Annotated in this window: 18 protein-coding genes and 2 pseudogenes; 3 read left to right on the forward strand and 17 right to left on the reverse strand. The window is 38.2% G+C overall.

Annotation, left to right across the window (positions count from 1 at the left end):
• Window positions 1-3 precede the first annotated feature (3 nt).
• From ACQKIC_RS10860 to ACQKIC_RS10885, 6 genes are all read right to left on the reverse strand, one after another.
• Window positions 4-609 (reverse strand): nucleotidyltransferase family protein, encoded by a 606-nt coding sequence (locus ACQKIC_RS10860; protein ID WP_402959417.1) that lies wholly within the window; start codon window positions 607-609, stop codon window positions 4-6.
• Window positions 606-1529, reverse strand: a complete 924-nt coding sequence (locus tag ACQKIC_RS10865) for an XdhC family protein (protein WP_427668642.1) — start codon at window positions 1527-1529, stop codon at window positions 606-608. Before ACQKIC_RS10865 ends, ACQKIC_RS10860 begins: the two co-directional genes overlap by 4 nt.
• Before the next feature lie 289 nt (window positions 1530-1818).
• Window positions 1819-2265 (reverse strand): HEAT repeat domain-containing protein, encoded by a 447-nt coding sequence (locus ACQKIC_RS10870; protein ID WP_427591311.1) that lies wholly within the window; start codon window positions 2263-2265, stop codon window positions 1819-1821.
• 273 nt (window positions 2266-2538) lie between these two features.
• Window positions 2539-4269 carry a glycine betaine ABC transporter substrate-binding protein gene (locus tag ACQKIC_RS10875; RefSeq protein WP_427591310.1) on the reverse strand — a complete coding sequence of 577 codons (1731 nt, stop codon included), beginning with the start codon at window positions 4267-4269 and terminating at the stop codon, window positions 2539-2541.
• Entirely contained in the window at window positions 4266-5477 is a 1212-nt protein-coding gene (locus tag ACQKIC_RS10880; protein ID WP_427591309.1) for a quaternary amine ABC transporter ATP-binding protein, read from the reverse strand. The genes ACQKIC_RS10875 and ACQKIC_RS10880 overlap by 4 nt, the downstream gene beginning before the upstream one ends.
• A gap of 253 nt (window positions 5478-5730) precedes the next feature.
• Window positions 5731-6870, reverse strand: coding sequence for a glycerate kinase (locus ACQKIC_RS10885; RefSeq protein WP_427591308.1), 1140 nt, complete (start codon window positions 6868-6870; stop codon window positions 5731-5733).
• A gap of 202 nt (window positions 6871-7072) precedes the next feature.
• On the opposite strand from ACQKIC_RS10885, the gene ACQKIC_RS10890 reads away from it, so the two are divergent.
• On the forward strand, window positions 7073-8677 hold the full coding sequence (locus tag ACQKIC_RS10890; protein ID WP_427591307.1) for an FMN-binding glutamate synthase family protein: 1605 nt from the start codon (window positions 7073-7075) through the stop codon (window positions 8675-8677).
• Window positions 8678-8754: 77 nt separating this feature from the next.
• Here ACQKIC_RS10890 and ACQKIC_RS10895 read toward each other — a convergent pair whose 3' ends face one another.
• The 4 genes from ACQKIC_RS10895 to ACQKIC_RS10910 all read right to left on the reverse strand — a co-directional run bounded on the left by ACQKIC_RS10895 (window position 8755) and on the right by ACQKIC_RS10910 (window position 12332).
• Window positions 8755-9990 (reverse strand): MFS transporter, encoded by a 1236-nt coding sequence (locus ACQKIC_RS10895; RefSeq protein WP_402873012.1) that lies wholly within the window; start codon window positions 9988-9990, stop codon window positions 8755-8757.
• A gap of 172 nt (window positions 9991-10162) precedes the next feature.
• Window positions 10163-10435: a hypothetical protein gene (locus tag ACQKIC_RS10900; RefSeq protein WP_427591306.1), complete on the reverse strand. Its 273-nt coding sequence runs from the start codon at window positions 10433-10435 to the stop codon at window positions 10163-10165.
• A 177-nt stretch (window positions 10436-10612) separates the two neighbouring features.
• Window positions 10613-11551, reverse strand: a complete 939-nt coding sequence (locus ACQKIC_RS10905; RefSeq protein ID WP_427591305.1) for an MBL fold metallo-hydrolase — start codon at window positions 11549-11551, stop codon at window positions 10613-10615.
• A gap of 187 nt (window positions 11552-11738) precedes the next feature.
• Window positions 11739-12332 carry a branched-chain amino acid aminotransferase gene (locus ACQKIC_RS10910; protein WP_427591304.1) on the reverse strand — a complete coding sequence of 198 codons (594 nt, stop codon included), beginning with the start codon at window positions 12330-12332 and terminating at the stop codon, window positions 11739-11741.
• 176 nt (window positions 12333-12508) lie between these two features.
• Here ACQKIC_RS10910 and ACQKIC_RS10915 point away from each other — a divergent pair, with 176 nt between their 5' ends.
• Window positions 12509-13624 (forward strand): NAD(P)/FAD-dependent oxidoreductase, encoded by a 1116-nt coding sequence (locus ACQKIC_RS10915; protein ID WP_427591303.1) that lies wholly within the window; start codon window positions 12509-12511, stop codon window positions 13622-13624.
• A gap of 361 nt (window positions 13625-13985) precedes the next feature.
• A complete protein-coding gene (locus ACQKIC_RS10920) occupies window positions 13986-15590 on the forward strand; it encodes an esterase/lipase family protein (protein WP_427591302.1) in 1605 nt (534 codons plus the stop codon).
• A gap of 254 nt (window positions 15591-15844) precedes the next feature.
• Here ACQKIC_RS10920 and ACQKIC_RS10925 read toward each other — a convergent pair whose 3' ends face one another.
• The 7 genes and pseudogenes from ACQKIC_RS10925 to pulA form a co-directional block, all read right to left on the reverse strand.
• Window positions 15845-16417: a tyrosine-type recombinase/integrase gene (locus ACQKIC_RS10925; RefSeq protein ID WP_402873024.1), complete on the reverse strand. Its 573-nt coding sequence runs from the start codon at window positions 16415-16417 to the stop codon at window positions 15845-15847.
• A gap of 805 nt (window positions 16418-17222) precedes the next feature.
• Window positions 17223-18194 carry a UV DNA damage repair endonuclease UvsE gene (gene uvsE / locus ACQKIC_RS10930; protein ID WP_427591301.1) on the reverse strand — a complete coding sequence of 324 codons (972 nt, stop codon included), beginning with the start codon at window positions 18192-18194 and terminating at the stop codon, window positions 17223-17225.
• A 206-nt stretch (window positions 18195-18400) separates the two neighbouring features.
• Window positions 18401-18898: a PCYCGC motif-containing (lipo)protein gene (locus ACQKIC_RS10935; RefSeq protein WP_407406238.1), complete on the reverse strand. Its 498-nt coding sequence runs from the start codon at window positions 18896-18898 to the stop codon at window positions 18401-18403.
• Between the two features lie 263 nt (window positions 18899-19161).
• Window positions 19162-19728 (reverse strand): annotated as a pseudogene (locus ACQKIC_RS10940) (DUF1641 domain-containing protein); the annotation flags it as partial.
• Complete coding sequence (fdhF, locus tag ACQKIC_RS10945) at window positions 19721-22684, reverse strand: formate dehydrogenase subunit alpha (RefSeq protein ID WP_427591300.1); 2964 nt, start codon at window positions 22682-22684, stop codon at window positions 19721-19723. The gene fdhF and the pseudogene ACQKIC_RS10940, both read right to left, overlap by 8 nt.
• Window positions 22685-22722: 38 nt before the next feature.
• A complete protein-coding gene (locus ACQKIC_RS10950) occupies window positions 22723-22860 on the reverse strand; it encodes a hypothetical protein (protein ID WP_427668627.1) in 138 nt (45 codons plus the stop codon).
• A gap of 54 nt (window positions 22861-22914) precedes the next feature.
• Window positions 22915-24867 (reverse strand): annotated as a pseudogene (pulA, locus tag ACQKIC_RS10955) (type I pullulanase); the annotation flags it as partial.
• Window positions 24868-25290: the final 423 nt, after the last annotated feature.

The raw sequence follows: 25290 nt of genomic DNA on the forward strand, positions 1-25290 counted from the left end.
TCATTATCTGTTTGATTCTACGTGTTTTTTCCAAAACAAGTACTCATCCATATAATCAATGTCAGTAAACAGTTTTTCGTCATTAAAGGGTAAAAGAATTCCTTGCTCCATTTGCTCCTTCAATATCTTTTTTGCACCTTGATCTCCTGTTAAGTGAAGTATCTTGGAAAAAAGCTGGTTATCTAAAAGAATGGGTGGCTGGATAATATCAAGAAAACTAGAGGCAACAAAGGAGGTAGTAGGTTTTTGTTTATATATTTTAATGAGTTGATTTATCATATCTGTCGTAATAAAAGGTTGATCGGCAAGTAAAATGATGACTGCATCCGAATGTAAGATGTTCGCTTGTTCTATACCGACTTTAAGTGAGTGAGATTGTCCCGCATTAGATTTGGTAACTTCTACTTCCATTACTTTTTGGGTGCATAATCCAGATAAGTCTAGTCGATTTTGGTGTTGAGAAATGAGGATAATATCATCCAGATTTGAATCGAGGGCCTTTTCTAAACCCCATCTACCTATTTCTTTATTACCTAATGTTAAGGTTAATTTATTTGTTCCCATACGATAACTATTACCAGCAGCCAAGTATATACCGGAAATTCTCATTGACTGGTCTTCCTTGTTTTTATATGAATTAGTTCAGCTATGATACTTACTGCAATCTCATATGGTCCTACAGCTCCGATCGATAAACCAATGGGTGCATGTATATTCTTAGGAATTTCATCATCAAATAGACTTGCCGTTCGCTTTCTTGAACCTAAAATGCCTAAATAGAATAATGACTCATCTTTAACAAAAGAAAGGATTTCCTTATCTCTTTGAAAGTTATGGGTCATTATAATGACATAATCGTCTTTTTTGAAGGAAATTTGTTTCTCGATTTCTTTTGGGAAGCCAATTATATACTTATCCGCTTCAGGTATATTATGTTCGTTACAAAGTGATTCTCTCCAATCACAAACTGTAACCGAGAATCCGGTTTGGGAAGCTAAAGAAACAACTGGATGTGCATCTGCTCCAGCACCAAAGATAATTAATCGAGGTTTTGGCGAGAACTTTTGAGTAAATACATAATTGGATGTTTGACTATATCTAAGCGATTCGTCTTTGAATGAATCTTCTGGTGAAAAATAGGATTCTGATAAGTTCCATTCATTACTTAGTACTCTTTGATAAATGCTATCCTTACCCTTGGTGATTGTGTCGTTGATACATAAAAGATTTTCTTTTAACTTATGATCTACATATTCAAGTAAAATATATAAGATTCCATTACAACCTGTAGATACTCCCCAATCCAAATCTTCATTATTTTCCATGTTATAGACGACGGTTTCCGCTTTTTTACTTTCAAATATTCTTTGAGAATGATGCAATAAATCGGTTTCCAAACAACCAGCACTAATAATGCCTGTGAATGTGCCATCTTTTTTTATGAGCATCGAGGTACCTTCACGCAAGTATGCCGAACCCTTCACCTGAATAATTGTTGCTAAGACACACTCCATAGAAGTGTTTTGCACTTCTTCCAAGATTTCGAATAGTTGATTCATGATCCTCCCCCGGTCATGTATGAATTCAAATAGGGTATTACTATCATTATGTTGAGTTATGAAAAAAATGAATCTTAGTGGAGAAAGTAGGATTACTTCTTTTTATGATTCGATTTACAAGCTCTAGGAGGTTAGGCCTTTCAATGGTTTATGAATGTTTAGAATATGTGACGAGATGCATAATCAAACTAATATGTATGCATAAGAAAAAGGAGCAAAATGATTGCTCCTTTTTCCTATACTATGAAACTAAATCGAATTACTTTTTCGATAACCCTTCCCAGGTAGACTGAAGCCACTTATCGAAGTCGGCTCCCTTTTCGCCTTCGTAGGCATCATATATATCAATTCTCATCTTTTTGAACTTTTCTTTGAACTCGTTATACGTATGACCTTCAGGCAAGCTCTTTTTAATTCTTACCAAGACTTTGGTTACCCCTTTAAACAATTCACCTTTTTTCTTTGCAGGTAACTGGACATCTTCACCTAAACCTTTTAATTGACGGTAGGCTGCCTCTTGTACTTTATATACAGCATCGTTATTCATAATATGTGTTAGAATATCAATTACTTGTTGGTTTTTCAGCTGTCCTAACTCTTCGATAGCATCTAACCGTTCTCTCCAGTTCGCAGTACGGTGTGCCGATTTTTTTAATTCCTCATAATTTGCTGGTAATTCGATTGCTTTTGCTTCTTTATTATTCAAACGTATCAATTCTCCTTCTGTCTGTATGTAAGAATCAGGTTCTGACTAAATGGAACCATTCTTACATGTGTTACTAAGAATATATATATTCTTATCTATCTAGTATACCCTTTTCTTTATGTTAATATAGGAAAATTTTATAGACTGCCTAAGTAAATGTCCTAATCTGCACAAAAGTATAAACAATATTCACCATTTTGGTTTTGTTACCTTACATTCTGCTTCAGATAGTCTAATGCAAAAAGGGATCCCCAAAATGAGAATCCCTTTTCTTTAGTCATTTAATTCTTCAATAGAATCGATATCCATATAGGTTGGTACCACTAACCCGAGTTTCGTACCTTTCAAGTTTGGCCCAAGATCTACAATATCCTCTTTGTATTCTTCGAAGTATTCAGCTGAAGTGGTTGGCAGCCAGGCGGCAACCATAGCATCAGCGCTACCATTTGCGATTCCTGCGAACATAGGTCCTATCTCTACTTGCTGTAAAGTAACTTTGAATCCTTGTTGTTCCAGAACTTTTCCAATTACATGGGTACTAGCGATTTCTGATTCCCATGCTACGTAAACTAGACTGATACTTTCTCCATTTCCTTTTTGTGCCCCGTCTGTCCACTCTGCTACTTGTTTTGGATGTGCTGCTATCCATTTTTCTGCGGCTTCTTCGGGTTCCATTCCAGTTGCTGTATCTGCCATCACTTCTTCCATATCACTCGATTTCCAGAAGAATTGGTCCAGTACGGTATGGGCTCCTTTCGCATCCTTTTCAAGGCCTTTTCTAGTAATGGTATGAATGTCTTCATCTTTACCATAGGAGTTTTTGGGATCTTCAAGATATTTTAAGTCGAATGATTGAAACATCCAGTGCGGCGTCCAGCCAGTTACAATGATGGGTTCTTTATTGCCATAAGCCTTTTTCAATTCAGCGGTCATGGCAGCTGATGATCCTTCAACAAGGGTCCAATCATCCAGGTTATAATCTTCCATAGCCTTTTTGGTGGATTTCATGATTCCTGCTCCTGGGTCAATACCAATAATTTCATAATCGGTCAGACTGCCTACACTACCTGAATTCTCCTCGGAAGGGTTCTCTCCTTGTAAAGAAGCAAAAATACAGGCACCTAGAAACAAGACACCAAAAACTGAGAAGACGATTCGTTTACTCAAAAAATTCGTATAGGCAGGATTTCGTAGGTTTTGTGTAATTCGGTCTAGGATAACGGCGATTATGACAATAGACAAACCCGCTTCAAACCCTTGTCCTACTTTGATCTGAGCTACAGCACGATAAACTTCTGCACCTAGACCTGGTGCTCCTACCAAGGAAGCTATAACAACCATAGAGAGAGCTAACATAATGCTTTGATTAATGCCGGCAAAAATGGTTGGAGCAGCCAATGGTAATTGAACTTTGAGTAATTTTTGATTATTTGTTGAACCGAACGCATCAGAAGCTTCAATTAATTCTTTCGGAACTTCCTGTATGCCAAGATTGGTTAAGCGAATTGTCGGTGCAACTGCAAAGATAATCGAAGCGAAAATACCAGGAACAACCCCAATTCCAAAAAATAAGATGGCTGGAATCAAATATACGAAAGCTGGCATTGTCTGCATGAAATCCAGAGTTGGAATGATGATTTTTCTCGCAGTAGGACTTTGGGCAGCCCAAATCCCTATCGGAATACCAATCGCAATCGTTAAGATCGCCGATGAAAGAACGAGGGCCAAAGTTTGGACACTAGCTTCCCAATAACCCAGATTATCGATTAACAGGAGGGCTAATACTGTAAAAAGGCCTAACTTCCATTTACTCGTATAGGCAACTAAAAGCGTCAAAAATATAATTAAAACCAGTGGTGGCCCTATACTCAAAGCATCAACAAGGATATTTAAAATCCCTTCGATTAATCGTGTTAGAAAAGAGAATAAACCAACGAATGTGATGGTGATCCAATCAACTATTTTATCAACCCAAGTGCCTAATGGGATTCTTGTGATATTCATGTATTCACTTCCATCTCGTTCAAGGAATCTTTATTACCAGCCAAAGCACCAATGACGGCTCCACGGATAATGACTCCTTTCAATCTTTTCTCTTCATCGACTACAGATATCGGAAGTGTTGAAGTGGACATCACATCTAGTATTTCAATGAGTAATTGGTCTTCCTTAGCTAGCGGTATATCAGTTGTCATGACCTCTGATATAGGTTGATGGCTGTCTATAGCTTTAAGGGCCTGCTCAGCTGTAATGGCGCCCAATAACCTTAGCCTTCGATCTACTACAAAGATACTTGAATATCCTTGCTTCCGCATAATTTCCAATGCAACCCTTGGACCACGGTCCACACTGATTTTCTCTGCTCTTTTCATAACATGGGAAGCGGTTAATACCTTCGATAAATCTACATCTTCAACAAATTTCTCAACGTATTCATTTGCAGGGTTCATCATGATCTGTTCAGGTGTCCCGAGCTGGATGACGCTTCCATCCTTCATCAATGCGATTCTATCACCAATCCGTAAAGCTTCATCCAAATCATGTGTGATGAAAATGATGGTTTTCTTAAATTGGTCTTGTATCTCAAGTAATTCATCTTGCATATCTTTTCGAATTAGCGGGTCAAGCGCACTGAATGCTTCATCCATTAAGATGATATCAGTATGGCTAGCAAGTGCCCGGGCTAAGCCGACACGTTGCTGCATCCCACCGCTCAATTGGGAGGGTACCTGATTTTCATACCCTTTTAGTCCCACAACCTCTAGGGATTGCATCGCCCTTTTTTCTCGTTCTTCTACCGGCACTTTTTGTATTTCTAATCCAAACTCGGTGTTTTCCAAGATCGTTTTATGAGGGAACAAAGCAAAGTTTTGAAACACCATACTAATTTTTTTTCGTCTAACTTCCCTTAAACGAGAAGCATTCATTTTAACAATGTCTTCATTATTGATGAGGATTTCTCCCCTAGTAGGTGAAATTAAACGATTGAACATTCGAATTAAGGTGGACTTCCCGCTTCCAGATAGCCCCATGATCACGAAGATTTCACCCGGATAGATTTCGAAGTTCACTTTATTGACACCAACTGTTTGACCAGTTTCTTTTAAAATTTCCTTTTTGGATTTCCCTTTCTCCAATAAATCGATGGCTGCTTTTGGAAACTTACCGAAGATCTTTGATACATTCCTAACCGTTACAATTGGTTCTTCCATCAACTCACCTCTTCATTCATCATGTGTTCTTAACTAGTTATGTTAGAATGTGCTTCCAAACCAAATACATTCGTATGCAACTAAGTATGTACAATCATCCCATCGAGGATTCAGGAACTTTTTAGACCCACCGGATGTGAAAAGGAATGTTCTATAAGGATATGTTCTTATCTGGCATACGATAAAAAACACAGCAAGTACACTGTGTTTAAGGAATTTCCACTATTATTTTCTCAATCCCTCATGTCAATAATTACTGTCCAGAAGAAGCAATAAAGGTACGCAGAACTTGTTCAGTCAGCATCTCTAACAGTTCAGCTCCACGTTCCATGGCTTCTTGTAGTGACATAGGTTCGTTGACAAGGCTATGCACACTTGTAAATCCATGTTGATATAAAGCATCAACTCCTTTGCCTATTGAGCCTGCTAGGGCAAATACAGGGATTCTTAGTTTCTTCGCTTCTTCAGCCACTCCCATTGGCGTCTTCCCTGATGTCGTTTGAACATCGATTTGTCCCTCTCCAGTAAAAACACATTGTGCTCCCGATAACTTTTCTATAAGACTTGAATATTCCATGACGATATCGACGCCTCTTCTCGTTTTAGAAGGAAAGAAAGCTTGAAAGGCACCACCAATCCCACCAGCTGCACCAGCCCCTGCTTTATGGTGTAATTGGACACCTGTCTTGATTTCCACCAGATCCGCCCAGGTCGATAAAGCCTCTTCCAACATTTCAACCATGTCTGGGGTTGCCCCTTTTTGCGGACCGAAAACCTTAGTTGCCCCATCGGCTCCAATCAACGGATTTTGGACATCTGTAGCAATGATGAATTCACATTCAGCTATTCTTGGATCGAAATCATGCATCTCGATTGCTGTAATGCGTGATAGTTCCGCTCCTCCATATCCGATTTCTACCCCTTCTTTATCTAAAACCTTCAGCCCTAACGCTTGGAGCATACCGACACCAGCATCATTTGTGGCGCTACCACCGATGGCTAATATGATTTTTCGATACCCGTCATTTAGCGCTTGATGAATAAGCTCACCCGTTCCATAAGTCGTCGCAATTAAAGGATTCAGCTTATTGGGTTCAACTAGACATAAACCGGATGCAGAAGCCATTTCGACTACACAGGTTTCTTCATCTCCTAAAACCCCATAGGCAGCTTGTACTTTGTTTAATAGTGGTCCAGATACTAGTACGTCAACTCTTTGACCATGTGTCGCAGCTATTAGACTTTCCATCGTTCCCTCACCGCCATCAGCCATGGGGACTACTACTGTTTCTGCCGCAGGCAAAACCCTTTTAACGCCACGCTCCATTGCCTGTGCCACCTCAGGGGCCGTCAAACTTCCTTTAAAGGAATCTGGTGCAAGAACGATTTTCATAATTCCATCTCCTTCCTAAGCGGTTTATATATACAGTTAATTATAAACTTAATAGACGGATTATTCCTTCTTCTATTGAATCACAAGTAAACGGGGACCATGAGGAAAAAATGAAGCGCATGTGCCGCCATTGGATAATTGTATAAATGCAGGAAGGACCGCGTAGATTAAACGATATAGTTCTGCATATAGGAGGGGTAAAATGGATGTCATAGCCAATCTTTTGATTATCTTGGGATTCGCTCTTGTCTTTATCATTATAATTATGGCTGTCCTGATGTTGATTTACATGATTTTCTTTGACCGAAATCAGAAGCATCATGCAATACTTAGAAACTATCCCGTACTCGGAAGGGTTCGCTATTTCTTGGAAAAAATCGGACCAGAAATGCGGCAATATTGGTTTAACAGTGATAATGAAGGGAAACCTTTTTCCCGTGATGAATACGAGCATATGGTTAAAGGTTCTAAATATTTAAGAGATGTGGTAGGGTTTGGTTCAAAACGTGATTTTGATGAGGAAGGTCTTTTTGTTCGAAATAGTATGTTCCCAAAACTAGCCGAAGAAGAGAAATACGATAGGGAAACAAAAGTGAAAACCAAAAGGTATATCCTCCTAAAAGATCCTCTCTTTTCGCAAAGAGAGGAAAAATGGGAAGATGAAGAATCACTTGCCTTTTTATTGCACGACAATGATACGGTAGTTATAGGCCCAAACGTAAAATACCCATTTAAATTAAAAGGTCTTATCGGAATGTCTGCGATGAGCTATGGATCTCTGGGTAAGAATGCTATTACAGCTTTGTCTGAAGGGTTAGGCATGGCTAAAGGTACTTGGATGAACACGGGTGAAGGTGGTTTGTCTCCTTATCATTTAGAAGGTGGAGTGGATATCATCATGCAAATCGGCCCCGCAATGTTTGGCGTACGGGATAAGTTTGGTGAGATGGATTGGGATGAACTGAAAAGGAAAAGCGAAATTCCACAAATCAAGGCATTTGAAATAAAATTAGCTCAAGGAGCTAAAACTCGCGGAGGACATATCGATGCAGAAAAGGTAAATCCTGAAATTGCCGAAATACGAAAAGTTGAGCCTTATAAATCGATAGATAGCCCGAATCGTTTTCATCAATTTAGTGATGTAGGTACTTTATGTGAATTCATTGAAAAAATCAGGAATCATACAGGGATACCAGTAGGAATCAAGATGGTCATCGGGGGAAATGATAGTGTCGAGGAATTGGCTAAATATATGAAAGATACTGGAAAAGGGCCTAATTTCATTTCATTGGATGGTGGGGAAGGCGGTACGGGAGCTTCATATCAAGAATTGATTGATAGCGTAGGATTGCCTATTAAATCGGCTTTACCCATTCTTGTATCAACCCTTGAGAAATATGGAGTAAGGAATCAGGTTAAAATCATTGCCTCAGGAAAATTATTCACCCCGGATCGGATAGCAATTGCTTTAGCCATGGGAGCTGATTTGGTCAATATTGCCCGGGGATTCATGATAGCGATTGGTTGTATACAGACAATGAAATGTCAATCCAACGCATGTCCAGTCGGAGTAGCGACAACTGATCCAGACTTGCAAAAGGCACTGGTCATTGACGAAAAGAAGTACCGGGTCGTTAACTTTCTTGTCACTTTACGAAAAGGTCTTTTTCGTATATCGGCTGCTGCTGGTTTAGATTCACCTGTCGATTTTCAACCAAAGCATATTAGCTATAAAGATGAAAAAGGCATCGTAACTTCATTGGAAAATATCATGCACGAAGTAAAAGAAAAAATAGCCACACAATAACGTCTACTCCTACACTTTATTTTCATAAAAGAAAAGGGCCTCCCGACGAGAGACCCTTTTCATATATATATCAAGAATTAGGCATTTAAACGAAAATCCACTTTTTCCTCTTCAGGTTTCTTGTTCTTGTCTACCAACTGACCATGGCGATAATAGACATACACCGCAGAAATAAAACCTATTATTGAGAGAAAAGCATCGAAAATGAATATGATAGATATATTCCCACTTTTCGACATCATCCCTGTGATAAGCGGCATGACAATTGATGCCAATCCAGCTGCGGTTGCAACAAATCCTGTAACGGTCCCTTTTTTCTCCCAAAAGAATTCAGTCATAATTGTAATGGCTAATTGGAAAACGCCTGCAGTAGAAAGGCCAATAAAAAAGGCTGTAATGGACACGATGATAGGTATCTTAACTAAAAGGATCGTCAAAATAGAAATAAAGGTAATAATCGGATAAACCATGATGACGGTAATTGGTTGTAAAAATTTCTTTAGCAATACAGATAGAACCAAAACGGAAATGAGAGCACCCAAACTATAATAACTTAATAGTTTTATTGAATTGGCCATACTCATGCCTACCGCTTCCTGTCCATAAGATGGAAGCCATATTTGGGAAACGGTGAACAAGCCAGTCGATGTAAACCCAATTAAAATAAGGGCAAATCCCTCTTTCCTCAACACCGGTTTCCCTTTGAACTTGCTCTTCTTTGTAGTATTCTCGGGCATGCTAGCTTTTCCTTTTGGGTTACTCGGGAATGATACAGTAAATAAAAATAGCATATTGATTAAATAAATAGCAGCAGGTATAAAGAAGGCGTATCCGTAAAACATATCATGATCTGAGATAAATAGAATCATGAAAGGAAGAAGGAATGCTCCTGCAGACATAAAGGCTTTAACTAAAACACTAGCAGAGCCAGCTGAATTAGGAAAAATCTCGATCAGACCCGGATATGAACCGGCATCCATCGATGAATTGGCAACACCTGCGAGTATTGCAAAAACAAAAGCCAATTGATAACTCGGGGACAGGGGAATCCCGATTAGAAAAATGCCCATACCGAATGCAGAGGCATAGACTAGCGGTTTTCGCCCGATTTTATCTGATAAATAACCAGTATAGGCATATGTAAGCAATTTCCCTACTCCGATAGCAGCAATAATATAACTAATACCAGCACTATCCGTATCCCATTGCTCCGATAAATAAGACATATTCGATGCCAGCATGATATTCACCATACCAAGCAAGAAATAATTCATATAAACTCCTGTTGCGGTATTCAAATGCCTGTTCTTCATTCTCAAAACTCCCAACTAATTAGTGACAGAGAATCAACTTTAAATTTTCTGAATAATATAATTATATAACACTTTCCATCATATTACGATACCCCGTCATGTAAATAACGCCATATATTCATATTTTTAATGAGTATGAATAATCTCCATCTCTTAGTGCTGTCCTATTTTCCTAACTTAAAGAATTATACGTATCAATCAGCAGATTAAGTTGTTTAATATCATGTCTTCCTCTGATTCCTCTGCAAAGATCCGCCATCTTTTGTAACATGATTATTTGTTGTTCATATTTAAAAGCTTTATTATTGCTCTCCACTCTACTAGTCTTTTTATCGACATTCGAAATTATTAATCCTAAAAGCCGATTTTTAATTTTCATTTGATTAGTAAGCTCTTTAACGAAATGTTCTTTCTTCGCTTTATCCCAAAATAATACTTTGTCCACGGAGTACCCTCTTCCTTTCACTTGATTATTAGTATAAACTTCGAAACAAAAAAAGAATAATGGTAAATCTCAACTTCAATTGTAAGATTAAAATGGGATAGGACAATGTTGGCAGTTTTTTAATATTGAATATATTGGGTCAAAACGTTAAAAAAGCTCATAAAATGAGCTTAATCATTAAATCGATTGGTAATACCAAATCCCATCTCTTTTATATTTTCGGCATTTTCCTTCGGAATGGAGATACTCTAGGTGAGCCAATGTCTCCCCAATTGCAAACCGAGATTCGTGAGTCGATAGGTGTTTGAACAGAATCTTACAAGCAGTTTGTATTGTTGTCGGCTCTTTCATATTTTCATAGGCTACATGTAACCGTTCTTGGTGATGATCTAATAATTCCGTAATTCTTTTATTTGCGTCTTTGAAGGGCTTTCCATGTGAAGGAATCACATAGTCTACATGTAACTTCTGAATTTTCTTTAAGGAAGTAAAAAAAGCCTCCAACGGATTGCTGATTCCTTGAAACCAATAAGATATGTTTGGAGAGATTCTCGGCAATATATGGTCAGTAGAAAAAAGAATGCTGTTTTCCTTATTGTATAAAGTAATTAACCCGTCTGAATGTCCTGGTGTAAAAATCACCTCATACTCTAGCTTGCCAAATAAAATCTTCATTCCTTCCTCAAGATGATGGTTAACCGTGGGATAGGGCTTTACCTTTGGAATAAAGCTGCTTTCATCACTAGATAAGGCTTGGGCTAAATCCTCTTCCATACCGCATGATTCATAATTAGATTTCAGGAAATCGAGTGTTTCAGGTTCCCAATAGGTAGTGCCTGCTTTTTCATCCACTTCCGTCATCCACACATCAGCACCCGTTAACCGTTGTAAATGACCTGCATACCCAAAGTGGTCGGGATGATAATGAGTAAGGATAATATCCCCTATTTCATGTTTTTCGATTATCGGTTTCCATATATCACGTGCTGTTTGGTTGTTTAATCCTGCATCGATAATTGTCCACCCATTCGCTCCTTCGGCTAAAAAACAATGCACGTGATCTAACCTAAAAGGCAATGGAATCGTCACTTGTGTAACTCCCAATTCATTCAGCAAATATAATTACTCTCCTTCTAATTCTGGATTTTTTATATTAAATAAAAAGAGAACTAAATAAGAATTCAATGTTATTTACTAATTCGGCACTTTTTCAATAGTTCCTTTAATTTGGTTATGACAATAAAAATAAAAGGATGCACATGAATGACCCCCATCAAACAATGATGGGGGTCATTCACCTATTTTATAGTTCTTCTTCGATTGTTTCATTGAGATTAAAGAGAAAATGGTAAGTTAGTTGGAACGCTTCACCTAACGTCATCTCTTCCTTAAATCCTTGTACAGCATTCAAGGCAAAATTTACATCCCATAGGCCATCACCTTGGTTAAATATCATGCTGAATGTTCCCATATCTCCTTGAAGTTCTTGATTGAAATATGATTTAAGTGCGTCTCCCATTTTTTTCTGGAATTTCAACCCGAACATGGCGTTATAAGTGCCGAATACATCATCTACTTCCAAAGAAAGCGCCTCAACTCCAATTAAATCAAACCAAGATGATTCAAAGTAAAGGAATTCATTTTTATTCGTTTTTAAGTATTCAAGCGGCTGTGTTAGAAATGCAGCGGTTTCTTCTTTAATCAATTCTTCGGTTTCTTTATCACTGAGTTCGATATAAGCATCAGTAAAGCGGGTAGTGTTTTCGATTTCTTCTATAGTTATATCATCAGCGAGCAACTGATGCTTTTTTACATACACCTTTTCTTCTGTATATAACTCAATCGTATCTCCATTCAAAGTCTTCGATATGTATGTTTCCATTTGTTTTCTTAACATCGGTATTCGTCCTCCTAATATCTTTTCAAGCCTTTTCCTCTTAATCATAGCATAACTTACAGAGATAAAATAACTGTGTGAATAATCAAATACCATTCAAGATGTAGCAATCGGATAGTGTCTTCGTTATAGTTATAGAAGAACGTTTACACATATGAAAGAAATGGGATGTTTATATGCAAAAAATCATTATAATAGGTGCAGGGATTTTAGGCGCATCCACTGCCTACCAGCTTGTGAAAAAAGGCGCTGAAGTAGTCATTATAGATCGTCAAGATAATGGGCAAGCCACCGCTGCTGCGGCAGGTATCGTTTGTCCTTGGATATCGCAGAGACGTAACAAAGCATGGTATCATCTTGCTAAAAATGGGGCCCGCTTTTATCCAAGTTTAATTAAAGAGCTTGAAAATGATGGGGAAACAGAGACAGGCTACGCTAAAGTAGGGGCCATCAGCTTACATACTGATGAAGAAAAACTGATTGGCATGCAAAAAAGAGCGACAAAGCGTAAGGAAGAGGCTCCTGAAATTGGTGATATCACCATGCTCAGTGTGGAAGAAACACGTGCTCTCTTCCCGCCACTTTCGGATGAGTATGCTGCGGTTCATATAAGTGGTGCGGCACGGGTTGATGGTCGCGCGTTACGAGATAGTTTATTGCGTGCGGCACAAAAAAATGGAGCGACATTGATTCATGGTGATGCTTCACTGAACTTCGAAGAAAATTCTGTAACTGGTGTAATGGTTGAAGGCAATACCATGGTTGCGGATAAAGTAATTGTCTGTGCAGGTGCATGGGCGTCTCATTTACTTGAACCATTAGGAGTAAACTTTCAAGTTAGCTTCCAAAAGGCGCAGATTATCCATCTAGCATTACCAAATAGCAACACGAATAACTGGCCTGTTGTTATGCCCCCTAGCGATCAATACATATTAGCTTTCAATGAAAATAGAATTGTAGCTGGAGCCACTCATGAAAATATGGAGGAATTTGATTACCGTATGACGGCAGGAGGTATGCAGGAGGTTTTTGATAAAGCTTTACACACCGCGCCAGGTTTGGCCGAGAGTACATTTACTGAAGCAAGAGTCGGCTTCCGTCCCTTTACTCCTGGCTTCCTTCCGGTCATTGGCCCCCTTCCTGATTGGGATGGCATCATCGTAGCCAATGGACTTGGCGCTTCTGGTTTAACAATGGGACCTTATATTGGATCTCAACTGGCGAACCTTGCTCTTGACAGGGAATTAGACATTGATTTAGCAAACTATGACGTAAAAGGTGCCATACTGTAAATCTTCAATTCGACTTAGTAAAATGACAAAAAGATCCGAGGCATTCATTTCTTCCTTGGTCTTTTTGCTTTGCTTCGTTAGTAATTAATCATAATTTTATTATGTAAACTAAATGAAACTTCCTTTCTTTACCTCCATCGCGAACAACATTTTATACGGAGAAAATCCCTATATACCTCTTGGACCATTTTTTTCACTCATATCAGTTACTTTATCCTGTTTTTCTTCATTCTTCGATGGTATGAGCTAGCCTTATTCACTCATTTTATTAAAAATTGAAGGAATAACATAGGCGACGCCTGAATTTAAACTTAAGAGTCAAGTTGGTTTTGGAAATTATAAAGCACAAGGAGGAATGTGTATGAAAAGAATATGGTATCAAATCATTCTTGTTACTTTTCTATTTTCATTATTTTTGTTTATGAATTCTCCATCTAAAACTTCAGCTGCAGAAATCGAGCCCTATGGTAAGCTAAAGCCCCCCAGTGAAAGTTTTACACCTGGTGATTGGTTTCTAGGAAGCACCCCTCCTAATTATAACTCAAGTAAGCCGCCCATCGTTTTTGTTCAGGGGAAGAACGGATCTTCAACCAGTTGGTATGGTGAAACGGAATATCATGGAATCAATGATATGTATACAAAAGCATACGAAGCGGGTTATCAAACGGTTTTTGTTCAGCTTTATGATGCAGCAGGAAATGGGTCTTCCAGTCAATATAAGAATGGGAGGCTATTAGCTACTAAGCTTGCTGAAATCAGTGCACACTTTGGTGGAAAAAAAGTGAATATTATCGCTCATAGTAAAGGTGGACCAGATACACAAGCTGCTCTAGTCACTTATGGGGCACATTCATATGTGGGTCGAGTTATAACCCTTGCCTCCCCTCATCACGGTTCCAACTTAGCTGATTTGGCTAACAGCTGGTATGCTGGATGGCTAGCTTCTCTTCTTGGAGCAAATGATGAAGGAACGGCTTCGTTACAAATTGGACAGATGGCTGAATTCCGTTCTGTCATCGATAACCATGTAAATTCAAGAAAAAATAAATACTACACGCTTACCGGTACCAATCAGGGACCAGCATTGTCTGCATTATCGATTGGAGGGCTGTATTTATCTTCCTATGGCAGTAATGATGGACTCGTCAATGAGTGGAGTTCAAAATTACCCTATGGTACCCATCTCTTTACTGATAGCAAATACGATCATGATAATATCCGTACGGGATCCGCTGTTTTTTCAAGAATCGAACCCTATTTACGCAGTTCCTCTACTGCAGGGATTGCTAGTTTAAGTGAACAGCCTGCCAAAGAAGAAAATATTTCGACTACACACAATCAAATTATCCACGGTGGTTCTTTACAATCAAATAATTGGATAGAACAGCCTATCACTTTGAATGAAACAACTAAAGATGGTGAAGTAACCATTTATACAGCCACTGCAGATGTTGATATAGAATTAATCTCTCCATCAGGAGTGGTTTATCCAAGCTCCCAAGTTTCACAGGTTTCTAAAGAAGAAACGTCTTTTCTTGCAGGTGCCCATATTCACACTTTAAAACAAACGAATATGGAACCTGGAAATTGGATAATTAGAATGAAGACAAAGGCCCAGCAAGATGCGTATTTACTTACCGCAAAAGTGGATGACAAGGAGCCGCTTGTTCTTGAAATGCCAGGGAAAGTAAAGCATAATGATGCACAGTTTGTACTTAAATCTCCTGTCAAAAGCAACCTCTTAACCAACCCATTAACATTTGATGTTCACCTAACAGACGAAGAAGGTGTTGAAATTAAAAATAAGGGTTCTCTTAATAAAGTGAATTCAGGTACCTACTTTGGTAATCTTCCGGACGTCCCAAAATCGGGGACCTATAATCTAACAATCGATGTAAAAGAAAAAAATATGGCTGGTCAAATGGTGAATCGCACCATTGTTCGTTCTATCTATATTAATAAGTAATGGAATCACTGTCCCAAACTGTCGTTTACTTGGCGGTTTGGGAAGTTTCCTAATTAATATGCATAAAACAAGATTTAAATTGAGTATATTCTATAGTGATTTTGCTACATAATGTGGCTTAAAAACAAAAATACATAATATTTCCAATTAATAACGTCGAATCACTGCTCTCTATTTTTCTATCACTATTTTACCTTGTTTACATAATGTTATTATGGGCAATATAAAAAAAAGACCATTTCTGGTCCCTTTTATCAAAAATAAAAATCCATCAATGTTTCGTCCATCAAATCTTGAGTGAGTCCTATGTATATCATGGTGTCTTTCGGATTAGAGTGATTAAGGATTTGTTGGAGCAAAGCGATATCCTTAAACTTCTGATAATGGAGATAACCGAAAGTTTTTCGGAGTGTATGTGTCCCCACGTCTGGAATGTCAGCCATTTCAGCGGCCTTATTCAAAACACGATAGGCTTGAACCCTGCTTATGGGACCATTGCCTTTGCGACTAGGAAATAAATAGTCATCATTTTTTAATTTCATTTTTTTTACATACTTTCTTACTTCTTTACGAAGTTGTGGGTTGACTATGAAACGTTTAATTTTTTCAGTTTTTTGCTCAACAATGACAATATGCGTCCCTTCTAATATATCCCGGACACGTAATTTTAAGAGATCACCAATCCGTAGACCGATGTTGATACCAATAGAGAACATCATGTAATCACGGTAGCTGCAATATTTTAATAGAGACTTTTTCATCTTATCTATATGATCTAGCCGGCGTATCGGCTGGACATTTTTTATTCGTTGTGAGGTCCTTTGCATCTGTCATTCATCTCCCCTTTTCCCTCTTTATATTGTACGTTAAGACGCAAAAAAAAGCCAAGTTTTTTGAATTTCATAAGGCTTATAAACGTTGATTTAAAGGGATTTCGAATGTATCAAAACAGGTCCTTTGTTACATTCGGAATATTTTGTTATATTGTGACGGAATATCATTAAAAAACATAGAATCTCATTAAACGATCTTATTGGAGCAATACAGATCATTTAGGTTCTATGGTACCTATTACTCTAGTTTTAAATTATAAGCACCTTAAAATAAGAATATGGAAGCCGTTTTTGATTCATCTTTGAGAACGCTCTGTCGATTTTAATGAATATCACACTATATTGGTGTTAATTATTTCGAAATATCATGCTGGTTCACGATGACATTTAATTTTCCTACTGAAAATAATTTTGTGCATGGTTTTGTTCCTAATGGTTCTATTTGAGAATTTACTCCTTCCAATAACTGCAACTATAGCGTCAATCCTCTTAAATCAATTATATGATACCTTGTGCGCACTTAACTCCTTTCGATACCTATTACTCTAGTAAAATAAAATAGGTATCTTAAAACCGAAATATGAGCCTCGTTTTTTTGAGAATCTTCATATTTTCTGTATAGTTTCAGAGATTAATCATAACTTGAAATTACGCCAGTCATCACCATACTTCTTCTTTTTCATTTTTGTTTCTATATTTGATTACCATAATGTTATTATGTAAACTAAAAATAAATACCTGATGAATTAATAAAAGTCAACTATTAATTCACCAAGGATTTAAAAATTATTATATTTCATCAGTGTATAAAAAAGCTCCCCCCATTAATGATTTCAATTTCAGGAAATTCTTTTATTTGGTCCATTAACTGGAATAGAGCTCCATCCTTTTGTTTTGCTTCAATCATACAATCCAACTGTGGTAAACTCCCCTTGATTTCCCGTAAAAAATCGACAAACATATTAACATCCACAAAATCTGCATGTGCTCTAAATTCTTTTTCATTCCTAGGACTAGAAATGTGCATTTTGGGTGGTAATTTCGAATAGTGCCATGTATTAAGGATACGACCCCAATGCTCGCTCCAATTTTCATCCTTAGAATGGTGAGCTAGATAGTGATGATAATCAAATACAAGAGGTACGCCCAGTTTTTCACATAAGTAGAGTGTCTCTGATAAAGTGAAAGTCGTATCGTCATTCTCAAGGATAATCATCCTTTGAAGAGATTCTGGGATGCTCCCCCAGTTTAGTATGAACTGTTCCAAAGCCTTCTCGTTTTCGCCATACCCGCCACCTACATGGAGAACACACCGATGCTCAGGATCAATGCCTAGTTTCTTCAATAATAAAAAATGCATTTTCAGTGTTTTCATTGAAGTTTTTAGTATATCAATATTGCTACTATTCAAGATGACAAAATGATCTGGATGAAAGTCTATCCGCACTTCTGGATGAGATAGAAGGAAATCTTTTATCTTGTTCAGTTCATCAGCCAGTGGTTCAAGATAGTCCCATTTTGGTATTTCAGGATGGTTTACTAGAGGTATAAGTTTAGAAGAAAGGCGAAAAAACTGGATATCATATGCAGCATTATGTATGAGAAGACGCCAGCAATTTTGGAGATTTGAAGCGGAAATCCTTTCTAACTTTCGTATTGCAGCTTCTTTATCTTTAATTTTAGAGAATTGTGCAAAAGTCATCGTTTGAGAAGGCGAACAATGTGGTACTTGATTGCTCATAGCTACATAACCAAGGCGGATTAAAGTCAATATGAAAACTCCCTTGAATGTCTTATATGAGGAAGTATCCCCATAGCTCCTATTATTATTACATCTTGAGCTTAGGATTTCTGATTGCAAGATTGGAATCAATGCTTACAATGAAAAAGGGATAAAATAAAGAAACAGATACATAAGTGCACCTGTTTCTTTATTTTGGATTTATTTTCATTCCTTTTTAGTACCTTAACTCTTACTTACACTTCAGGAGTCGGAGTTGGTTTAGCATACCCTTTTTTATAGGCTTTATCTACTTTGTCCCGAATATCCTTTATAGTCATTCCATCGTTTAAATCAAGGATGGATTGTGCTGCTATTTCTAGGCATACTCCACATTTCGTCCCATGATCATCCCAAACCACAGCTCCATTTTTTTTATTTTCATGGATAAAACAATCGTAATTGTTTTTGTGGCCAGCTTCCTCTCCACATCCACAGTAACACGGTATTTTTTCCAATAGCGCCTGGTTTTGGGCAACGGCTAAATAGATGGTTTTCATGTCTTCAGGTTTTCCAGAAAGAAACTCAGGTGCTGTAGCTTTGTTAATAGTTTCTTGCTGAACATCCCCAGAAACGGTATGGTCATGGCTCTCATGGCTAGTTTCTTGCTTCACTTCACTTTTCTCTTCAGTACATGCTGAAAGTAATAAAGACGAACACATACCGAGAGTTAACGCTGTGTATTTAAGTTTCATTTTTACACTCCTTGAAAATTTTGGTTACCCTTATTTTATGTGTAAAAGTTTTAAACTACAAGTGGATTATTTAAATGAAACCTTAAAAAAGGACCCTCAGTATAAGGATCCTTCTCTCGTTACTATTCAATTTTATTTTGTTCGTTCTTTTGCCTCTTTGATAGAAGCGGAAGGGTCATGAGGGAAACCCCTGCTGCAATCCAAAGCCAATTACTGCTTTTTCTTGATTCTCTTCCGCTTTTACTGGGCATACTTGAACCGAAATCTTTCTTTGAAGTCGGTCTTTGAATGGTTGCCTGTTCATTTTCTTTATGAACTTGTTGATCTTCTGGTAATTGAGTGGTTCGTTCTAAATCACTTGTGTCTTCTCCCATTCCTTTTAAGAAGGTCATCAATAACGTCATCGCTTGTTTTACTTCTTTGTCATTTAATGAACGTACCAATGAAAGGTAGCCGGACTTTTCATCCGATTTATCAATTTCTGCGACTCTGGCTATACCTGAATTCACCTTCAGGATAAGTGGCTCAAGCTGTTTAACATTTAGCGTTCCTAATGTTCCAAGCATGAGAAGAAGGTTTTTTAGAGTATTGGCTGTTTCAGGAGTATCCGCTGTTTTGACCAGAATATTCAGGACTTTATCTCCTTCCTTCAGCAGGCTGTTGACCATGGAAAGTATTCCACGGTCCTGCATGCCTTTCATGACTTCGAACGTTTCTTTAATGACCTCTTTATTTTCGAGAAGAGTTCTTTCAATATCTTCGAACTCAATTTTTCGCAATTCTTCTTCACTGAGTTCTATGCGATTGATTACTTTTGTCGCTTTAGCCACGGTTCCTCGACTCCTTTTTTATTTTTAAAAGGTCACCAGGGAAAATATAATCTTCACGGGCCCATTTTTTCTGCACTTGTACCCCGATTTGAGGTTGAGGATTACCATTACGATGGTTGATGCGAGGTAATGGATTTTCTCCTTTCGCCTTCAATACTTCCATTTTTGCCTGTACTTCTTTATAGGCTGGAGTATCCGTGTCTTTATCAGCATAGCTGCTGGTCAAAAAGTTGATGGCGCCATCTCCCGAATCATTCATTGGCAAGTAGACCTCTTTACCTTTCACTCGATCGGTAATGAGACACTGTATTTTTACATTTCCGTATGGAGAAGAAAGGCGGACTAGCGTACCATCCTCTAGGCCTCTTTCTTCAGCCAATTCAGGTGAAATCTCAAGAAATGCATTTGGAGTCTTGGAAGTGATTCCTTTCGATTTATATGTTAGATTTCCTTCATGGAAATGCTCTAATAATCTTCCATTATTCACATGGATATCGTATTCTTCTCCAAAATCGATTGGTTTTGACCAATCAACCGGGAATAGCCGTGCTTTCCCATCCGGGAATGGGAATTCTTCTGTAAATAGAAGTGGTGTATCCTGACCATCTGCGGCAACGGGCCATTGAAGGCTATTGTATCCTTCTAACCGCTCATAGCTTACACCTGCATAAATTGGTGATAAGCGAGCGGCTTCATCCATGATTTCACCTGGGTGAGCATAATTCCATCCGGCACCTAACCTATTTGCCACTTCCATAATGATTTGCCAATCAGGTTTAGAGTCACCAAGGGGTTCAAATACTTGGTACAATCTTTGAATACGACGTTCTGTATTAGTAAACGTTCCCTCTTTTTCAAAACTTGGACTAGCAGGAAGGACGACATCAGCAAATTCAGCAGTTTTGGATAAAAAGATATCTTGTACTACGAAAAAGTCCAGCTTTTCAAACGCATCATGTACATAGTTGATATTGGAATCGACTAATCCCATATCTTCACCTTTTAAATACATGGCCTTTAAGGTGCCTTCATGAATGCCCTCGACCATTTCATGATTGTTCAGTCCAGGCTTTGAAGGTACTGGTGTGCCCCATATTTTTTCATATTTATCCCGGACTTTCTTATCTGTGACCATTTCATATCCAGGAAGTTTGTCCGGCGTACTACCAAAGTCGCTGGCTCCTTGAACATTATTATGGCCTCGTAAAGGATAGGTACCTGTTCCTGGTTTTCCGTAGTTACCAGTAATAAGCATGAGATTGGAAATGGCGGTACTAGTATCACTTCCACCTATATGCTGTGTTACACCCATTGCCCAAAGGGAAACAGCACTGTTAGCTTCATGAAGTGCTTCTGCAATGGCGATTAAATCCTTTTTGCTTACTCCGGTATGCTTTTCTGCATATTCCATTGTAAAAGGTTCCAGGCTTCTGATGTATTCATCCATGCCATTCACACGATCTCTGATGAACTTTTTGTCCGCCCAGCCTTTATCGATGATATATTTAGACACGGCTGATAACCAAACGATATCTGACCCTGGAGCTGGTTGAATGAATAAATCAGAGCGTTCAGCCATTTCATGTCTTCTGATATCAGCAACGATTAATTTTTGCTTTCCAAGTTTATGTGAACGTTTAACCCTGGTCGATAAAACTGGATGAGATTCTGAAGTATTCGATCCAATAATCAAAACGAGTTCAGATTTTTCTATATCCTTAATTCCACCTGTATCCCCACCATAACCGACGGTCCTGAACAAACCAACGGTCGCTGGGTTTTGGCAATATCTAGAACAGTTATCGACATTATTGGTTCCAATAACGCTTCTGGCCAATTTTTGCATCAAGTACGATTCTTCATTTGTACACTTAGAGGAAGTAATGAAGGCTAAAGAATCAGGTCCGTTCTCTTTTTTGATTTCCTTGAATCTCCTAGTAATTAAATTCAGTGCCTCTTCCCATTCGGCCTCGCGGAAAGCATCGCCCTCCCTTATCAATGGCTTAGTTAGCCTTTCTTCACTATTCACGAAATCCCAACCGAATTTACCCTTTACACAAGTAGAAATACCATTTGCCGGTGCTTCTGCTTGTGGTTCTACTTTTAATATTTTTCTATCTTTTGTCCACACGTCAAAGCTGCAGCCTACACCGCAATATGTACAAACGGTCTTTGTCTTTTTGATTTTTGCATCACGCATGGCAGATTCCATATCAGAAATGGCTAAAATAGATCCATATCCAGTTTCGACATTTTTGGTAATTTCAATCATTGGTCTAAGGGTTTGTTTAGCAATGCCTGTCAAAAAGCCCGCTTCCCCTTCCATTCCTTTTTCCATCATCGCGTTACATGGGCAAACAGTTGAACAATGGCCGCATGATACACATGATGATTCATTTATAGGAACATTATTATCCCAAATGACCCGTGGTCTTTTGGCTTCCCAATCAATCGATAATGTTTCTGTTACTTGAACATCTTGACAGGCTTCTACGCACCGGCCACAAAGGATGCATTGATCAGGGTCATATCGGTAAAATGGATTGGATTGATCCACTTCATAAGGTTTTTGATCAAACGGAACACTTTGGTGGTTCACTTTCATTTCTTTCACCGTATTGTGGATTTCACAACCGCCGTTATTATAATCACAAACCGTACAATACAATTCATGGTTATATAAGATCTTATCCATTGCCATTACCTGTGCTTCTTTCACATCAGGTGCTAATGTATCAATCACATCTCCGTCTTTGATTTCAGTTGAACAAGATCTCACAAGTTCACCATTTACACTAACGAGACACGTATCGCAAGTTTCAATCGGCCCTAAGCTTGGATGATAACAAACACTAGGAACCTCTATTGAACTATCATTAAGCATTTGTAGCACTGTTTGATTGCCATCCAGAACTGTCTCCGCTCCATTAATTTTTATATGTACTTTTTCTCGCAAAATAAACTCCTCCTAATACAAGTGGTCAATCTATAAATCTAATTTACCCTGCTTAAAAACGCCTTAAACTTGTTAAAATAATGGATAATCACATCTGTCCTGGATTCTTCCGGTACTTTTGATAGCATTTTAGATTCAAACTTGCCATTAGAACGATTCATCTTATCTTTTTTCATGAAAAAAAGAAAGAACGCAATTTACCGTTCTTCCTTTTCGGTTCTCATGAGATATTAATCGGCAGCACTTTTTATCACAAATGAACTTAAGGGTGATACGTTAATATGACTACTATGAATTACTTCTATTGTTTCTAGACCCGCTTTCTGTCCATTAACTAAAAGTGACCACTTTTTTAGATGAGGCAAAGTAATGTCGATTGAATGCCAGTTTGCATTATGAACGACAACTATATTTGAATCTTCTGTCATTAATGAATAAGCTATTACATTTGCAGGAGCATCGAGGAACATCAAGTGCCGTTCAATCTCTTCAGCCGAAGTAAGTCTAAATACAGGATGTTTTTTTCGCAAAGCAATTAATCCTTTTACATACTCTACTTCATGGTCGAATTCCGCTCTTCGTTTCCAATTCAGTCGATTGATCCAATCTGGGGATTGATAGCTATTTTCATCTCCATCTTTTGTTCGCATGAATTCTTGACCGGCATGTATCATGGGGATTCCCTGAGATAACAATACGACAGCAGTTGCCAATTTATGCATCTGTTTACGTTCTTCATCTGACACGTCAGGTTGGGTGATGACAAGCTTATCCCATAAAGTATAATTATCATGAGCCTCTACATAATTTATGACCTGGGATGGGGTCTGGTACGTAGCTAAATGATCATCGTATTTCAATCCACCAGCAATTCCCTTTTTTACGATATCTTCCATGCCTTGTTTGCCGTTGACAAAGCCCCTATCGTATTTATCCATTACAAAACCTTTCAAGCCATCTCTAATGGCGTCATTAAAATGAGCAATACCCGGCATCTTATGCGCGTTTTTCTGGTTTGCCTTCAGGGAAGCATCCAGTGGTGTATTCATATCCCATCCTTCACCTAACAGAATGATAGACGGATCAATTTCATGAACAGCTTTTTTCACCTCATTCATCGTCTCCACATCATGAACCCCCATAAGATCGAACCGGAAGCCATCGAGGTGATACTCTTTTGCCCAATAAACCACAGAGTCGACAATGAATTTACGCATCATGTTATGTTCGGAAGCGGTGTCATTCCCTACCCCCGTCCCATTAGACAGTGTTCCGTCTTCGTTAAAGCGGAAAAAGTAATTGGGTACGAGTTTATTAAAATTTGAGTCATCCACTGTATATACGTGATTGAAAACTACATCCATGATGACACGTAAACCTTGATCATGCAGCGTTTGAATCATCTGCTTTAACTCTCTAATTCTAAGTTTCGGCTGATAAGGGTCCAATGAGTAGGATCCTTCCGGTGCATTAAAATTTTTTGGGTCGTATCCCCAGTTATATTGAGGCTCAGTCAATCTCGTTTCATCTACTGTAGCAAAATCAAATATGGGGATGAATTGAACATGAGTTACACCTAAGTCCTTAATATGATTGATTCCTGTTTTCGTACCATATGGGCTTATAGTATCTGTTTCAGTCACACCTAAATATTTACCTTTTTGTTGAATCCCACTGTCGGGATGAATTGATAAATCCCTGATATGAAGTTCATATATAATCGCATCCTCCGGTTTAGCTAATGGTGGCTTATCAGTACTCCATTTTTGGGGATTAGTATCATTTAAATTAATGACTACCCCTCTATTCCCGTTAACCGTGACGGCACGGACGTATGGATCCACAGCTTCATTCCATACATTACCGACTTTCACTTTGTATGTATATATCAAGCCATCTTGATCACCTGGAAGTTCAGCCGTCCACGTTCCCTTCTCCGAGCGCTTCATATCAAACTCGGTACCAACAGGATCATCCCAACTTTTATACGTAACAAGCTTAGCTTCACTTGAAGTAGGTGCCCAGAGACGGAAAGCTGTTCGATTTGGGTGAAAGTCATTCCCTAAATCATTGCCATCATAATAATAAAGGTTATCCATTTCTTGCGGGCTCATTGGGTCAATTTCTGCAACCGGCAAGGAGTCCAGAATTTTTTCGATTTCTTTTTCCTTAGGTGCTTGATTGGTATTTTCCTCTTCGAAATAAGAAAGTGAATCTTTCATAGGTCACTCCTCCAATGAAATTCCCCTTATGAAATAGGAATTCGTTTTTTTATATACTATTTTGATTTCATTTGAATGGCCCAATCCATAAAAGTGAATACACTTTCTTTTAATTCCACAACTGTTTCATCATCAAACATATACCATTTCTCCCATTGTTAAACAATATTATATACTATGCTCTCTGCAAAAAGAAATAAGTCCTTGTTTATACCTAACAATTTTTTTATTGCAGTTCCTTCAAGTAATTGATATCCTTATGAAAAAAACTATTTCAAACTAAGACTTCATTAAAAGAATTCTAATTATTAAACTAAACGAGCGGTCATTATAGAACGTTTTAAAAAATGCCCCCATTACAGTCATACTGTCTTGGAGGCATTT

It is taken from the genome of Peribacillus sp. NPDC046944 (assembly GCF_050272735.1).
Classification (GTDB): Bacteria; Bacillota; Bacilli; order Bacillales; family DSM-1321; genus Peribacillus.

Excerpts from the sequence above, each read along its gene's own strand:
- ACQKIC_RS10860 (WP_402959417.1), bottom strand. The coding sequence starts at position 609 with ATGAGAATTTCCGGTATATACTTGGCTGCTGGTAATAGTTATCGTATG.
- ACQKIC_RS10875 (WP_427591310.1), bottom strand. The coding sequence starts at position 4,269 with ATGAATATCACAAGAATCCCATTAGGCACTTGGGTTGATAAAATAGTT.
- ACQKIC_RS10880 (WP_427591309.1), bottom strand. The coding sequence starts at position 5,477 with ATGGAAGAACCAATTGTAACGGTTAGGAATGTATCAAAGATCTTCGGT.
- ACQKIC_RS10885 (WP_427591308.1), bottom strand. The coding sequence starts at position 6,870 with ATGAAAATCGTTCTTGCACCAGATTCCTTTAAAGGAAGTTTGACGGCC.
- ACQKIC_RS10890 (WP_427591307.1), top strand. The coding sequence starts at position 7,073 with ATGGATGTCATAGCCAATCTTTTGATTATCTTGGGATTCGCTCTTGTC.
- ACQKIC_RS10895 (WP_402873012.1), bottom strand. The coding sequence starts at position 9,990 with ATGAAGAACAGGCATTTGAATACCGCAACAGGAGTTTATATGAATTAT.
- ACQKIC_RS10910 (WP_427591304.1), bottom strand. The coding sequence starts at position 12,332 with ATGTTAAGAAAACAAATGGAAACATACATATCGAAGACTTTGAATGGA.
- ACQKIC_RS10915 (WP_427591303.1), top strand. The coding sequence starts at position 12,509 with ATGCAAAAAATCATTATAATAGGTGCAGGGATTTTAGGCGCATCCACT.
- ACQKIC_RS10920 (WP_427591302.1), top strand. The coding sequence starts at position 13,986 with ATGAAAAGAATATGGTATCAAATCATTCTTGTTACTTTTCTATTTTCA.
- ACQKIC_RS10925 (WP_402873024.1), bottom strand. The coding sequence starts at position 16,417 with ATGCAAAGGACCTCACAACGAATAAAAAATGTCCAGCCGATACGCCGG.
- ACQKIC_RS10935 (WP_407406238.1), bottom strand. The coding sequence starts at position 18,898 with ATGAAACTTAAATACACAGCGTTAACTCTCGGTATGTGTTCGTCTTTA.
- ACQKIC_RS10950 (WP_427668627.1), bottom strand. The coding sequence starts at position 22,860 with ATGAAAAAAGATAAGATGAATCGTTCTAATGGCAAGTTTGAATCTAAA.